This window comes from Haloprofundus sp. MHR1 (genome assembly GCF_005155585.1).
Classification (GTDB): Archaea; Halobacteriota; Halobacteria; order Halobacteriales; family Haloferacaceae; genus Haloprofundus; species Haloprofundus halophilus.
In genome coordinates this window covers 3000625-3014494 of the sequence record NZ_CP039833.1, presented here as the reverse complement: position 1 = coordinate 3014494, position 13870 = coordinate 3000625, and the positions used below count along the sequence as shown (strand labels likewise).

Below are 13870 nucleotides of genomic sequence, written 5' to 3'. Positions count from 1 at the left end.
TTCACAGCTACCGGCTTTGTTATGCCGTACGTACCGTTCGTAACCGAGTTCATGAGGCGTCGGTTGTTTACTCTTACCACCGGGCGCTGTCCGCGAAACAGTTCGTCTTCGTGGGATTATACACCACGTAAATCGGTCACGTGGTCGATTCGTCGCTGGACCAACTCCGCAGTACCGATGTCCTGGCGAACCCTGAGTCCGTCGCCCGCCGCCGAGAGCGCGTCGGCCGCGACGGCCTCCGCCGCCGCGATGGTGTCGCCGAGTCCGACGACGGCGAACGACCGCGACGTGCTCGTGTACAGGCCGTCCTCGCGCTCTTCGACGCTCGCGTAGAACAGCAGGCCCTCGCCCACGCCGTCCCGCGACTCGTCGTCGCTCGACTGGTCGGCGACGCGCTCCGCTGCTCGCGTCACGCGCTCCTCGTCGACGTCGATGCGAGCGCCCGCCTCGGGGTTCGTCGGGTACCCCTCCGGGACGGCGTACTTACACACCGTCGCCGTCGGTGCGAACTCGAGGTCCGGTAGCGTCTCGCCGTCGCGGGCGGCGACGAGTACGTCGAGGAAAGGAGTTTCGAGTACGGGAAGGGTGTTCATCGCCTCGGGGTCGCCGAACCGGGCGTTGAACTCGACGACGCGGACGCCGTCGGCGGTGAGCATGAACTGTCCGTAGAGGACGCCCCGGTAGTCCGGCAGCGCCGAGACCACGGATTCGAGCACGTCGACGGCTTCCTCGTAGTCCCTCTCCTCCATGAACGGCAGCGTCCGCTTGGCGTCGCTGTAACTTCCCATACCGCCGGTGTTCGGCCCCTCGTCGCCCTCGTAGGCGCGCTTGTGGTCCTGGACGGCGGGCGTCGGCCGAACGTCGCCGTTGGCGACGAACGCCTGCACGGTGAACTCTTCGCCGACGAAGCGCTCCTCGACGACGACCCGCTCGTACTTCTCGGTGCGGAGGTACTCTTTCGCCTCTTCCTTCGTCACCTGGTCGCCGGTGACCTTCACGCCCTTCCCGCCGGTGAGGCCGGCCGGTTTGACCGCCACGTCGCCGTCGTACTGGTCGACGTACGCGCAGGCGGCCTCGATGTCGTGGAACGTCTCGAAGTCGGGGCAGCCGGGAACGTCGTTTTCGACCATGAACCGGCGTTGGAACGCCTTGTCGGTCTCGAGGCGGGCGTCCATCTTCTTCGGGCCGAAGGCGTAGACGCCGCGGTCTTCGAGCGCGTCGACGACGCCCGCGGCGAGCGCGGACTCGGGGCCGACGACGGCGAGCGTCGCCTCCACCGTCTCGGCGTAGTCGGCGATGGCGTCGGCGTCCGTCTCGTCGACGCGCTCGAACCCCTCGGCGAGCGCGACGATTCCGGGGTTTCGGTTGCTCGCGCAGGCGTACAGGTCGCAGTCGGACGCGAGCGACCGGGCGATTGCGTGTTCGCGGCCGCCGCCGCCGATGAGAAGCACCGTCTCCGTCATACGACGACGTGCTACGCACGACAGTGTAAACCTTGCTGCTTCGACCGTCCATTTCTATGCGAATTGGTGTATAACTGGTTCGGATTGGCTCGGTCGGTCGTCGACCGATGGGGAGCCGCCCGCCGGAGCACACGGCTTTTCCCCGCTGTGGTTCGTACCGTCTGGTATGACCGACCCGACGGGCCGAAACCGCCTCGACGAGGAACAGTCGCCGTACCTCCGGCAGCACGCGGACAACCCCGTCAACTGGCAGCCGTGGGACGAGGCTGCGCTCGACGCCGCCCGCGAGCGCGACGTCCCCATCTTCCTCTCCATCGGCTACTCCGCCTGCCACTGGTGTCACGTGATGGCCGACGAGAGTTTCGAGGACGACGCCGTCGCCGAGCTGCTCAACGAGGAGTTCGTCCCCATCAAAGTCGACCGCGAGGAGCGTCCGGACCTCGACGGCGTCTACCAGAGCATCTGCCAACTCGTCTCCGGGCGCGGCGGGTGGCCGCTGTCGGTGTGGCTCACCCCCGAGGGTAAACCGTTCTTCGTCGGGACGTACTTCCCGCCCGAGTCGCGCCAGGGGATGCCCGGCTTTCTCGACCTGCTCCGGGACCTCTCGCGGTCGTGGGAGGAGGACCGCGACGAGATAGAGAACCGAGCCGACCAGTGGACCGCCGCCGTCCGCGACGAACTGGAGGACACCCCCGAGCAACCGGGCGAACTCGACGACGAGTTGCTCGGTTCGGCGGCGCAGGCGGCGCTCAGAAGCGCCGACCGCGAGTACGGCGGCTTCGGCAGCGGCGGGCCGAAGTTCCCCCAACCGACCCGGCTCGACCTCCTGATGCGGACGTACACTCGAACCGGCCGCGACCAGACACTCGCGGTCGTCACGGAGACGCTCGACGCGATGGCTACTGGTGGCTTGTACGACCACGTCGGCGGCGGCTTCCACCGCTACGCCACGGACAGAGAGTGGACCGTCCCGCACTTCGAGAAGATGCTGTACGACAACGCCGAACTCCCCCGCGTCTACCTCGACGCCTACCGACTCACCGGCCGCCCTCGGTACGCGACGGTCGCGCAGGAGACACTCGCGTTCGTCGAGCGCGAACTCACCCACGAGGATGGCGGGTTCTACAGCACGCTCGACGCCCAGAGCGAGGGCGAGGAAGGGAAGTTCTACGTCTGGACGCCGGACGCCGTCCGGGGCGCCGTCGACGACGAGACGACCGCCGACCTCGTCTGCGAGCGCTACGGCATCACGAAGAGCGGGAACTTCGAGCACGGTACGACTGTACTGACGCTCGCCGAGAGCATCGAGAGCCTCGCCGAGGAGTACGACCTCCACCCTGCCGACGTCGAAGAGCGGCTGATGGACGCCCGGACGGCGCTGTACGAGGCCCGCGAGGAGCGCGAGCGCCCCGCCCGCGACGAGAAGATTCTCGCCGGGTGGAACGGGCTGATGATATCGGGGTTCGCGGCGGGCGCGCGGACGCTCGACCCGGCGCTCGCGGCGACGGGCGAGGCTGCGCTGACGTTCGTCCGCGAGCACCTTTGGGACGACGACGCAAGACGACTCTCTCGGCGGTTCAAGTCGGGCGACGTGAAGGGCTCGGGCTACCTCGAAGATTACGCGTTCCTCGCCCGCGGCGCGTTCGACCTCTATCAGGCGACCGGCGACGTCGACCATCTCGCGTTCGCGCTGGACCTCGCGCGGGTCATCGAAGCCGAGTTCTGGGACGGAGACGAGAGGACGCTGTACTTCACGCCCGAGAGCGGCGAGACGCTCGTCGCCCGCCCGCAGGAGCGCCGCGACCAGTCGACCCCGTCGAGTCTCGGCGTCGCCGTCTCGGTCCTCCTCGACCTGGACCACTTCGCGCCCGACGCCGAGTTCGGCCACGTCGCCGAGGCGGTGCTGTCGACGCACGCGAACCGGCTTCGGGGGAGCCCGCTCGAACACGGGTCGCTCGTCCTCGCCGCCGAAAAACAGCGCGGAGGGGCGCTCGAACTCACCGTCGCCGCCGACGAACTCCCGGAGGACTGGTGGGAGGCGCTGGCGAGTCGCTATCTCCCGGCGACGATTCTGACCCAGCGACCGAAGACAGACGCCGAACTGGACTCGTGGCTCGAAGCACTCGGCGTCGACGAGACACCGGCCATCTGGGCCGGACGCGAGGCCGTCGACGGCGAGCCGACGGTGTACGCCTGCGAGAACTTCACCTGCTCGCCGCCGCAGGCGGATATCAGGTCGGCGTTGGACTGGGCGCTGGAGAACGGAGACGGGAACTAACGCGGATTAGGCCGTCTGCTCGGCCTCTTCGAGTCGCTCGCCGAGATACGCGGCGGCCGGAATCGGTTCGTCCTCGACGTACCGAGCGACCTCACTTCCGTCTTTTTCGACGACGATAGTCGGGATGAACTCGATGTCGTACTCTCCGACCTGCGGACCCGTCTTGCTTCCGTCCTCCTCCTTCTCGACCGGGAACTGCTCGATGTGCTCCCGGGGGACGCCCGCCTCTCGCAGCGCCGCCGCGAAGTCGGGGAGTTGCTGACGGCAGTCTTTACACCAGTCGCCGCCCCACACTTTGAACGTCAGCCCCGCTCGGCCGAGCGCCTCGACGGCGTCCTCGTAGCCCGCGGGACCCCACGTCGGGTTCGGCTCCATCGTGTTCAGTTTCATCGGCCGGTCGTTGGGAGCGGAGCTTTTTAACCGACTCGCTGGCGGTGATTCTGCGCGCACGACCGTTCGGGTTCACTCGCGGATTCGCGCGCCACAAACGCCGTCGAACGTTGCCGGTGTCCGCCAGCGGTTTACGTCACAACCGCTTACCCGACGCCGATGGACGCGAGCATCCTCGATACTATCGGGTCGCCGCTGGTGCGGCTCGACTCGCCGGAGGGCGCGACGGTGGCGGCGAAGATAGAGTCGAAGAACCCCGGTGGCTCGGCGAAGGACCGCCCGACGCTGGCGATGGTCGAAGCGGCCGAGCGCGACGGTACGCTCTCGCCCGGCGACGAACTCGTCGAACCGACGAGCGGGAACACCGGCATCGGTTTAGCCGTCGTCGCCGCCGCGAAAGGCTACGACATCACTATCGTGATGCCCGGTTCGAAATCGCCCGAGCGCCGCCGCATCATGAAGGCCTACGGCGCGGATCTCGAACTCGTCGACGGCGACATCTCCGACGCCAAAGAGCGCGCGGACGAACTCGAAGCGGAGCGGGGAATGGTGCAACTCCGCCAGTTCGAGAACGAAGCGAACCCCGAGGCGCACTACCGAACCACGGCCGAGGAGATTCTCGAACAGGTCGACGGGAGAGAGGTCGACGCGCTCGTCGCCGGTGTCGGCACCGGCGGCACGCTGTCGGGCATCGGTCGACGCCTCCGAGAGGAGTTCCCCGAGATGGATATCGTCGCCGTCGAACCCGAGGACAGCGCCGTCCTCTCCGGGAGAGAACCCGAAGGCGATAGCTTCCAGGGGATGGGTCCCGGCTTCGTGAGCCCGAATCTCGACACGGACCTCCTCGACGACGTGATTACGGTCTCGCTCGACGACGCCGAGGCCGAGTGTCGCCGTCTCGCCCGCGAGGAGGGAATCTTGGTCGGCCAATCGAGCGGCGCGTCGAACCTCGCCGCCCAGCAGGTCGCCGAACGACTCGCACAGCCCGAACTGAACTGCCCGGAGGCGCCCGACGCCGCGTCACGACGCATCGAGACCGACGGCGGGGCCGCCGAGTACGACGACTGCCCGCTCGTCGTCACCGTGTTCTGGGACAGCGGCGAGCGCTACATGTCGACCGGGATGTTCGACGGCGGTCCCGACCTCGACGACGGCGGGTCGCCGTAAACGCCCCGTCCCGACTCTACCGGAGACTACTCCGCCGCCAGTCGCCACAGCGTCGAGGAGTACTCCTTGCCCGGTTCGGGACCGCCGGAGACGGCGTACAACTGCCCGTCGATGGCCGCGACGCCGAGGCCGTGTCTCCCCTCCGGCATGTCGGGGTACTGCTCCCACGAGTCGCTCTCGGGGTCGTACGCCTCGACGGTCGCTTGCGTGCCCTCGGGCTTCTCGCCGCCGAGGACGAACACTCTCCCGCCCATCGCGCCGCCGTTGACGCCGCCGCGTTCGGACGTCATCGGCGTCAACTCGGTCCACTCGTTCGCCTCCGGGTCGTACATCTCGTTGGCGCTCAGTTCCTCGCCGAACTCCTCGCGGCCGCCGACGACGTACAGCTTTCCGCCGACGGTCCCCGAGGTCAGGTGGTTTCGAGCCGTCGGCATGTCGGGGCCTTTTGACCACTTGTCCGCCCGCGGGTCGTAGATTTCGAGCGTCGCCCGGAGCCCCCCGCCGAGACCGCCTTTCGTGTACCCGCCGGCGACGTACGCCTTCCCGTTCACGAGTTCGGCCGTCGGCGCGCCGCGCCCCGTCGGCATCCGCGCGCGCTCCTCCCACGAGTCGCTCTGCGGGTCGTAGGCGTACGTCGTCGCCACCGACTTCTCCGCCTCGGTGTAGCCGCCGAAGACGAGAATCCGCCCTCGGTGGGCGACCGCCTTGACGTGGTGAAGCGCCTGCGGCAGCGCCGCGGCGCTGCGCCAGGCGTCGTCGTCGGGGTTGTAGACGGCGACGTCGCCGGTGACGCCGTCGGGGACGTAGCCGCCGATGACGTACAGTTCGCCGTCCAGCGCGACCGACTCCACCTCCGTCCGCTCGGGGCCGGGCATCGGCGTCAGTTCGGTCCAACTCGTCTCCTCGGCGCTCGCCGTCGCCCGCGTCGGGGTGTCGGTCTGCACCGGTCGCTCGGTCTCGTTCGGTCGCTCGGTGGAGTCCGGTGTCCCGCCCGCGCCGCCTATCCGGTCCGTACACCCGGCGAGCGCGAGGGCCGCCGCCACTGTACCGCGTCGGAGGAACCGTCGTCTGTTCGTGCTCACGGTTTGCTCTCGGCGAGAGTACACAGACCGCGTCCAAGGTTATGTCGCGCTTACCCGGATACGAGGCCGAGAGACGGGCGTCTCCTCGTCGGTGGGTCAGGGGGTTCGAGTCGGTCGAGTCGGTCGAGTCGGTCGAATCGGTCGAATCGGGTCACTCGCCGAACTCTGCTTCGGTCACGCGCACCGTCAGCGTCTCGTCGACGTCGTAGAGGTCATACTCGGGGACCTGTCCGTCGACGCGCGCGAGGAACATGGGGTCGAGCAGTTCGTCGTCGTCGACGCCGTACACCTTCAGGAAGCGGTCGGTCTCCTCGGGTCGGAGCTCGCCTTCCCTGACCGCGGTCGCCAACTTCCGCGAGAGCCACTCCGTCTCGCTGATGCTCGGCGACTGGACGAGCGCCTCGTCGACGAACCGGACGAGATACCAGTTGAGGTCGTTCAGAAGCGAGACGGCCGCGCCGACGCTCACCGTCTCCAGTTCGAGGCTGTTGCGGTACGGTTCGCCGAGGGCGTACGTCGACAGCGCCGCGCGGGCGGTGTCGCGCGACAGCAACTCGTATCGGAGGTTCACCTCGGGCGCGCCGAGTAGACAGACCCGCGTCACGGCTGTACGTCCCCGGTTACGGCTAAAGGGGTTGCGGTCCGGCGGCAGTTTCGAGGGACGGCTAGTCGAACTCCACCGCGCGAGCGTCCGCGGCCGCCTCCTCGGCTCGCCGCAACAGCCCCTCAGGCTCAGCGGCCTCCACGTCCGCGAGCGCCGCGTTCGTCTCCGGACGCGACGGCGCGACGCGCTCGCAGCCGACGGGAAGCGTCGAGTCGTCGTACGTCCCGATTCGCCGCGCCTGGGCGACGATGTCGGACTTGTCGCGCGTCAGAAGCGGTCGATACACCGGAAGCGAGGTGACCGCGTCGGTGACGGCGAAGTTCGGGCCGGTCTGACTCGACTTCTGTCCCAGCGACTCGCCGGTGACGACGGCGTGTGCGCCCACGTCTCTCGCCACCGTCTCGGCGATTCGGAGCATCGCCCGCCGGAGCGACAGCATCCGCGTCGCCCCCACCTCGGCGGCGAGTTCGGCCACGAGGTCGCCCGCCGAGACCACTCGGGGGCGGACGTCGAACCCCGGCGCGAACGCCGCGAGGCGACGCATCGTCGACACCGCCCGCGCCTCGTGGTCCGGCCCGCCGAAGTCGCCGAGGTCGACGTAGAGGGGGACCACCGCGCACCCCCGCTTCATCACCTCCCACGCCGCGACGGGCGAGTCGATGCCGCCGCTGACCAGCGCGACCGCCGTTCCCTGCGTACCGAGCGGCAGGCCGCCGGGCCCGTCGCGCACCTCCGTCGAGACGAACGCCTCGTCCTCGCGGGCCTCAACGCGGTAGGTCACGTCGGGGCCGTCGAGGTCGACCGGTGCGCCGGTTCGCTCCTCGATGGCCGCGCCGCCGACGCGTTCGAGTTCACGGCTGCCGAAGTCGTGCGCCGATTTGGGCCCGGCGCGCGAGACGCGAACGGCGAACGATTCGTCGCTCCGCTGCTCGGCCGCCAGCGACGCCAGAACGTCGACGAGCCGCTCCTGCTCCGGCGCACACGTGACGGCGGGTCGGGCGGCGACGACGCCGAACGTGTCCCCTGCGGCGTCGACGGCAGCGTCGATTCTCTCGGGACTCTGGACCCGAATCAGCGGCCGCGACCACCGTCGCTCCACCTCGGCGTCGACGCCGCGAGAGCCGAGCATCGCTTCGAGGTTCGAGACGAGCGTCCGCTCCATCCGGCCGCGGACTTTCGAGCTCTTCGTGCCCATCTCGCCGTAGGAGACGACGACGGTGTCGCGTTCGGGGACCACGGATTCCACTACGCGAGGCTATCCGGGCGGAGGATAAGAGGGTTCGCACCTCGCCGCGGGTCGAGAGGGAGAAAACCTCGACAGCGGTTTAGAACGTCGAGATGTCGCCTTCGATGACCGAGCGCGTCACGTCGGTCACGTTCGCGAGCTCGCGGTCGACGATGGCTTCGACTTCCTCGCGGATGTCGGCGACCTCGACGCCTTCGTCGGTGACGACCTGCGCGTCGGCGACGTGCGGGTGGTCGATGGGGCGGCCGATCTGCGAGAGGAGACGGACCTGCAGGTCTCGAATCCCGTCGACCTCGGCGACGACGCTCTCCGCGATTTCGGTCGACAGCAGGTTGTAGATCTTCCCGATGTGGTTGACGGGGTTCTTCCCGCTGGTCGCCTCCATGCTCATCGGGCGGTTCGGCGTGATGAGGCCGTTGGCGCGGTTGCCGCGGCCGACGGAGCCGTCGTCGCCCTGCTCGGCGCTCGTTCCCGTGGTGGTGAGGTAGACCGAGCCCTCCTCGTAGTCGTCGGCGGTGTTGACCTCGACGCTGACTTCGCGGTCGGTGTGTTCGCGGGCCAGTCCGGTGACGAACTCTTCGACGCGGGTGACGGCGGCGTCGTAGGCGTCGAGGTCGGCGACGTACGAGTCGACCATCGCGGCGGCGACGGTGATGTCTATCCGGTCGCCCTCGCGCTTGCCCATAATCTTCACGTCGGGGCCGAGTTCGGGGTGGTCGGCGGCGTACGCGCCGTTGAGTTCGCGCTCGGCGGCGAGGACGATCTTCTCCGTCTCCGTCAGCGGCGCGTGGCCGACGCCGAAACTCGTGTCGTTGGCCATGGGCACCTGGACCTCCTCTTCGCCGAACACGTCCTGGAGGTCACCGGAGCCCTCGCCGAGTTTCACGTCGACGACGACGTCGCGACCGTACTCCAGTTCCGGGATGTTCTCGTCGAGATACTCGCGGGCGGCCGAAAGCGCCGTCGACCCGACGGGGAGTTTCTCGCCCTCGTACTCCTTGGTCGCGCGGCCGACGATGAGGATGTAGATGGGTTCGATGACCTCGCCGCCGCCGTAGGCGGGCGCGGCGGTTCCGGCGACCAACTGCGTCTCGTCCGTGTTGTAGTGCAGCACCTTCCCGACCCGGTCGAGATACAGCTTCGAAAGCGCCCGCGAGACGCTCTCGGCGATGCCGTCACAGATGGAATCGGGGTGCCCGATACCCTTCCGCTCGACGATTTCGACTTCCTGGTCCTCGACTGCGAGTCGGTCGATACCCTCGACCCGAATGTTCCGCTCGCTCATTGTTCGGCGTTCTGCGCCGCAGATGCTATAACTTGCGGTAGTAATCGGGCGTGGGCGTTATTATCGCGGCGTCGGTGAGTTGCCGCCTCCGTCCGCACTCGGGTCTACCTGCGGTCGTCGCCCGTCGCCAACGGCTCACTTCTCGATTCGCGGGTCGACGAGAGGGTACACCATGTCCTGAACGAGGTTGCTCACGACGCCGACGAACACGACGATGAACGTGGTGCCTAAGAGCACTGGAAGGTCGCGGTTGAAGATAGCGTCGTAACTCAGCATGGCGAGACCGGGGATACCGAAGACGTACTCGACGACGTAGACGCTGACGACGACGATACCCAGCAGGTCCGAGAAGAACAGCGTCAGAAGCGGGACGGCGGCGTTTCGTAGAACGTGTTTCACCGTCCCGCGTGGACCGACGCCCATCGCTCGGAGGAGACGGACGAACGTCGCATTCAGGTGGATGACCGTCTGCGAGCGAGCGTGTTGTAACTGCCCGGCGGTCAGTCCGGTTGCAAACACGGCCGTCGGCAACAGATACCGTCGAAGGTTCTCGCCGCTCAACGCGCCCTCCGCGGTGGAGAACTCCGTGTTCCATCCCAGCGCGGGGCCGACGACGACGATGAACACCAGCGCCAACCAGAACGACGGCACCCCGAACCCGAGATACGCCAGCGAGGTCACCACCCGGTCGACGAGGCTGTTGTGTCGGAACGCCGCGAACACGCCGCCGGAGACGCCGACAGCGACACTAACGAGTACACCGGGAACGAGATACGACAGCGTGTACGGCGCTCGCTCGGCGATGAGCGCGGTCACCGGTGCGCCCAGGTTGTACGACCGCCCCCAGTCCAGCGTTAGAACGCCCGTCATCCACCGAAGATACCGGTCGAGAACGGGTCCGTCGAGGTTTCGCGCTTCCCGATACGCGTCGACGGCGGCTTGTTGGGCGGCGGCGTCTCCTCCGCCCGCGGCGACGCCCCACCGCACTGCGGCGGTGTTCGGGTCGTTGGTGAGCACGACGACGGCGAACGTCACAGAGACGACGAGGTAGACGGTGAAGAACGCAAATCCGAGACGGGCGGCGACTCGCGGCCAGTCAGTCATCGTCGGTCTGGCGTCGCGGGCGTTCGTCGCGGGCGTTCGTCGCGGGCGAGTCGCATCACTTCATCAGCATCGTTCAGCATGGTTTATGCCTCTTGCGGCGACAGTCGTCTGACATGCCTCCGAGCGACGACTCGTCGGATCTCTCCAACACCCCGCGTTTTCCCCGTCTCCGCGGCCTTCGACCGGGGTTCGGCGCCGACGACCCGTCGCGGAACACCGCCGCGTTCGTCGCCACAACCGTCGTCCTCGTCGCCGTCTACGCGTACGATTCGCTGGTGCTCTCGGCGGACGCACCGCTCGTCGCCGGGTGGCGGCCGACCGTCGTCGACCTCCTCTTCGCCACCTCGCTCGCCGGATTCGCCCTGTTCGTCGTCGCGCCGCTCTGGACCGACCGCGAGCGAACCGCCCGCTACTGGAGTCGGCTCCGACAGAATCGCCTCGCCGTCGTGAGCTTCGGCTATCTCCTCGTCGTCTTCGTCCTCGGCCTCGTCGGTCCGCTCGTGTTCGACTCCGCAGCAGACCCGGCCCGTGTGCTCCAACCGCCGGTCGGGTTCGGCGCTTCCGAGTACATCGTCTCGAACTGTGTGGGACCGACTACGCAGGGCCTGTGTCGGGGGTCGCTCCGGCACCCGCTCGGAACGGGACCGTACGGTCGAGACATGTTCTCGCTCGTCGTCGAGGGGATGCGCGTCGCCGTCGTCATCGGCTTCGTCACGTCGATGTTCGTCGTCCCCATCGCCACCGTCGTCGGCGTGTCGGCGGGCTATCTCGGCGGGTGGGTCGACACGCTGACGATGCGCTACGTCGATATCCAACAGACGCTCCCGGCGTTCGTCGTCTACCTCATCGCCATCTACGTCTTCGGCCGGAGTCTGTTTCTCTTCCTGCTGGTGTTCGGTCTGCTGGGGTGGGGCGGCGTCGCCCGTGTCGTCCGCAGCGAGGTGTTGTCGCTGCGCGAGGAGCCGTTCGTCGTCGCCGCCCGGAGCGCCGGAGTGAAGCGATGGAACATCGTCCGACACCACATCCTCCCGCACGTCCGCGAGACGGTGGTCGTCGCGGCGACGCGTCAGATACCGTTGCTCGTCCTCGTCGAGGCGGCGATCTCCTTCATGAACCTCAACGACATGACGCTGCTGTCGTGGGGTGAGACCATCGCGCGCGGGACGCAGGGCACTCCGACGGTGACGTGGTGGGTTTCGACGATACCGGTGGTGTTTCTGACGCTCACCGTCGTCTCGCTCAGCGTCTTCGGCGACGCGCTACAGGACGTGCTCGACGCCTGACCCGGCTAGCGTTCACTCCTGCGTTTCGAGCAACAACCCGAGGTACGAGGTCCGAACCTGGTCGTCGGAGTCCAAATCGAGTCTCCGAAGCACTGCCGCCGCGCCGTCGCGAATCGTTTCGAGTGCCGACTCCTCGGCCTCGCGTTCGACCTCGACGAACTCGCCGAGTCCCTCCACGTCGTCGAGGACGACAGTGTACTCGTCGACGCGGAAGTACGTGCGCTCCTTTTCGACGACGGCCGCAGGCTCGAAGCCCAGGCGGTCGAGGACGTTCGCCATCGTCTCGCCGTCGTCGACGCCCGTCTCGAACTCTTCGCGTGTCTTCGACTCGCTCTCGACGAGCGGCCCCTTGTAGGTCACTTTCGCCGTCTCCGCGGCGTCTTCGTCGGCCATCGCGTCGGTGCGACGCTCCCGCCGGATGCGGAGCGCCTCGTCGGTCTCGGCGAAGTCGCGGTGCGGCGCGTCGTAGTAGGTGTCAGCCTGCGCGACGCCGCCGAGTTCCTCCGCGTCGAGCGCCGCGAGTCGCTCTCGGACGTCGTCGTGGTCGGCGCGGACTTTCAGTTCGACCTCGTACATGGCCGATTCTCGACGGTGCGACCCAAAAGCGTGGCTGTCCCCTTCGCACGCCCCGTCGGGTGTCTCGGCGGTCGTCGACGTTTCTCGGCGGTCGTCGACGTTTCTCGGCGGTCGTCGACGTTTCTCGGCGGTCGTCGACGTTTCTCGGCGGTCGTCGACGTTTCTCGGCGGTCGTCGACGTTTCTCGGCGGTCGTCGACGTTTCTCGGCGGTCGCCGACGTTTCTCGGCGGTCGCCGATGTCCTCGAGTGCAACGGTATCACGACCCTCTCGTCCCGGAGGCAGTCGCTTCCGCAGGTACGAAACGTGATTCTTATAGGGCGCACGGGAGACGTAGCCTACATGAGCGATGAACAACAGGCGGAATCGGCCGACGAGTCAGTAGACGCCGACACGCCCGAGGACGTCGAAGACGAGACGGAGACAGGGGAGAGCTCCGGAGTACAGGACGACGATTTCGTCCGTCTGGCCTACACGGTCCGGACGAAAGACGACGACACGGTCGTCGACACGACGAGCCAGGAAGTGGCCGAAGAGGCCGAAATCGACACCGAGAACTACGACTTCGAACCGCGCGTCGTCATCGTCGGCGCGGGTCACGTGTTCGAGGCCGTCGACGACGACCTCGTCGGTAAGGAGGTCGGCTACGAGGGCACCGTCGACGTCCCCGCCGCCGAAGCGTTCGGCGAGTACGACTCCGACAACGTCCGCACGGTGAGCGCGGACAAGATCTCCGAGGACGACCGCTACCCCGGCGCGCACGTCAACGTCGACGGCGAGCAGGGCCACATCGAGACCATCATCGGCGGCCGCGCCCGCATCGACTTCAACCACCCGCTGGCGGGTGACGACCTCGAGTACGAGTACGAGATCCTCGACGTCGTCGACGACCGCGAGGAGCAGGCGAAGGGTCTGCTCGGCATGTACCTCCAGCAGAGCCCCGAGCTCTGGATCCAGACCGACGAGGTCGAAGAGGAGATGCCGCTCGAAGGCGGCGAGGACGTCGACCCCGACGAGGTCGAGACCGAGACCGTCACCGAGGAGAAGGAGACGCTGTACATCGAGGCCACGCCGCAGATGACGATGAACCAGCAGTGGATGTTCTCGAAGCAGCAGATCGCCCAGGACCTCATGACCCGACTCGACGTCGACCGCGTCATCGTCCAGGAGACCATCGACGGGATGGGTATGGGCGGAATGGGCGGCATGATGGGCGGCATGGGTGGCATGGGTGCCGGCGACATCGAAGACGCCCTCGACGACGTCGACGTCGACGCCGACGAGATCGTCGACGAACTCGAAGCCGAAGGCGACGACGGTCACGACCACGATCACGACCACGACCACGACCACTAACCGCGCCGTCCGCTGCGAATCCGCGATTTCTTTACTC

12 protein-coding genes are annotated in these 13870 nt (G+C 67.5%); 4 read left to right on the top strand and 8 right to left on the bottom strand.

What is annotated here, in order from left to right; all coding sequences use genetic code 11:
- Window positions 1-116 precede the first annotated feature (116 nt).
- The gene (gene purD, locus FCF25_RS15225; RefSeq protein WP_137049296.1) at window positions 117-1463 is read right to left on the bottom strand and encodes a phosphoribosylamine--glycine ligase; all 1347 of its coding nucleotides are present in this window, start codon (window positions 1461-1463) and stop codon (window positions 117-119) included.
- 166 nt (window positions 1464-1629) lie between these two features.
- Between purD and FCF25_RS15220 the strand changes: the two genes are divergently transcribed.
- Window positions 1630-3741 carry a thioredoxin domain-containing protein gene (locus tag FCF25_RS15220; protein WP_137049295.1) on the top strand — a complete coding sequence of 704 codons (2112 nt, stop codon included), beginning with the start codon at window positions 1630-1632 and terminating at the stop codon, window positions 3739-3741.
- 6 nt (window positions 3742-3747) lie between these two features.
- Here FCF25_RS15220 and FCF25_RS15215 read toward each other — a convergent pair whose 3' ends face one another.
- Entirely contained in the window at window positions 3748-4131 is a 384-nt protein-coding gene (locus FCF25_RS15215; protein ID WP_137049294.1) for a thioredoxin, read from the bottom strand.
- Between the two features lie 159 nt (window positions 4132-4290).
- Here FCF25_RS15215 and FCF25_RS15210 point away from each other — a divergent pair, with 159 nt between their 5' ends.
- Window positions 4291-5298, top strand: a complete 1008-nt coding sequence (locus FCF25_RS15210; protein ID WP_137049293.1) for a PLP-dependent cysteine synthase family protein — start codon at window positions 4291-4293, stop codon at window positions 5296-5298.
- 26 nt (window positions 5299-5324) lie between these two features.
- Here the strand turns inward: FCF25_RS15210 and FCF25_RS15205 are convergent, their stop codons facing one another.
- From FCF25_RS15205 to FCF25_RS15185, 5 genes are all read right to left on the bottom strand, one after another.
- Window positions 5325-6380 carry a kelch repeat-containing protein gene (locus FCF25_RS15205; protein WP_137049292.1) on the bottom strand — a complete coding sequence of 352 codons (1056 nt, stop codon included), beginning with the start codon at window positions 6378-6380 and terminating at the stop codon, window positions 5325-5327.
- Between the two features lie 151 nt (window positions 6381-6531).
- Window positions 6532-6984, bottom strand: coding sequence for a DUF5804 family protein (locus FCF25_RS15200; protein WP_137049291.1), 453 nt, complete (start codon window positions 6982-6984; stop codon window positions 6532-6534).
- A gap of 61 nt (window positions 6985-7045) precedes the next feature.
- Entirely contained in the window at window positions 7046-8179 is a 1134-nt protein-coding gene (locus tag FCF25_RS15195) for a tRNA sulfurtransferase (RefSeq protein ID WP_137049420.1), read from the bottom strand.
- 130 nt (window positions 8180-8309) lie between these two features.
- A complete protein-coding gene (locus FCF25_RS15190; protein ID WP_137049290.1) occupies window positions 8310-9515 on the bottom strand; it encodes a methionine adenosyltransferase in 1206 nt (401 codons plus the stop codon).
- A gap of 135 nt (window positions 9516-9650) precedes the next feature.
- Window positions 9651-10619 carry an ABC transporter permease gene (locus tag FCF25_RS15185; protein ID WP_117591020.1) on the bottom strand — a complete coding sequence of 323 codons (969 nt, stop codon included), beginning with the start codon at window positions 10617-10619 and terminating at the stop codon, window positions 9651-9653.
- 113 nt (window positions 10620-10732) lie between these two features.
- Here FCF25_RS15185 and FCF25_RS15180 point away from each other — a divergent pair, with 113 nt between their 5' ends.
- Window positions 10733-11902 carry an ABC transporter permease gene (locus FCF25_RS15180; protein ID WP_137049289.1) on the top strand — a complete coding sequence of 390 codons (1170 nt, stop codon included), beginning with the start codon at window positions 10733-10735 and terminating at the stop codon, window positions 11900-11902.
- Between the two features lie 12 nt (window positions 11903-11914).
- On the opposite strand, the gene cyaB is transcribed toward FCF25_RS15180, so the two are convergent.
- The gene (gene cyaB, locus FCF25_RS15175) at window positions 11915-12478 is read right to left on the bottom strand and encodes a class IV adenylate cyclase (protein WP_137049288.1); all 564 of its coding nucleotides are present in this window, start codon (window positions 12476-12478) and stop codon (window positions 11915-11917) included.
- Between the two features lie 341 nt (window positions 12479-12819).
- Between cyaB and FCF25_RS15170 the strand changes: the two genes are divergently transcribed.
- Window positions 12820-13833: a peptidylprolyl isomerase gene (locus FCF25_RS15170; RefSeq protein ID WP_137049287.1), complete on the top strand. Its 1014-nt coding sequence runs from the start codon at window positions 12820-12822 to the stop codon at window positions 13831-13833.
- Window positions 13834-13870: the final 37 nt, after the last annotated feature.

What these genes read in the sequence shown, in the direction of transcription:
- FCF25_RS15215 (WP_137049294.1), bottom strand. Translation starts at nt 4,131, where the DNA reads ATGAAACTGAACACGATGGAGCCGAACCCGACGTGGGGTCCCGCGGGC.
- FCF25_RS15170 (WP_137049287.1), top strand. Translation starts at nt 12,820, where the DNA reads ATGAGCGATGAACAACAGGCGGAATCGGCCGACGAGTCAGTAGACGCC.
- FCF25_RS15185 (WP_117591020.1), bottom strand. Translation starts at nt 10,619, where the DNA reads ATGACTGACTGGCCGCGAGTCGCCGCCCGTCTCGGATTTGCGTTCTTC.
- FCF25_RS15190 (WP_137049290.1), bottom strand. Translation starts at nt 9,515, where the DNA reads ATGAGCGAGCGGAACATTCGGGTCGAGGGTATCGACCGACTCGCAGTC.
- FCF25_RS15210 (WP_137049293.1), top strand. Translation starts at nt 4,291, where the DNA reads ATGGACGCGAGCATCCTCGATACTATCGGGTCGCCGCTGGTGCGGCTC.
- cyaB (WP_137049288.1), bottom strand. Translation starts at nt 12,478, where the DNA reads ATGTACGAGGTCGAACTGAAAGTCCGCGCCGACCACGACGACGTCCGA.
- FCF25_RS15180 (WP_137049289.1), top strand. Translation starts at nt 10,733, where the DNA reads ATGCCTCCGAGCGACGACTCGTCGGATCTCTCCAACACCCCGCGTTTT.
- purD (WP_137049296.1), bottom strand. Translation starts at nt 1,463, where the DNA reads ATGACGGAGACGGTGCTTCTCATCGGCGGCGGCGGCCGCGAACACGCA.
- FCF25_RS15195 (WP_137049420.1), bottom strand. Translation starts at nt 8,179, where the DNA reads ATGGGCACGAAGAGCTCGAAAGTCCGCGGCCGGATGGAGCGGACGCTC.
- FCF25_RS15220 (WP_137049295.1), top strand. Translation starts at nt 1,630, where the DNA reads ATGACCGACCCGACGGGCCGAAACCGCCTCGACGAGGAACAGTCGCCG.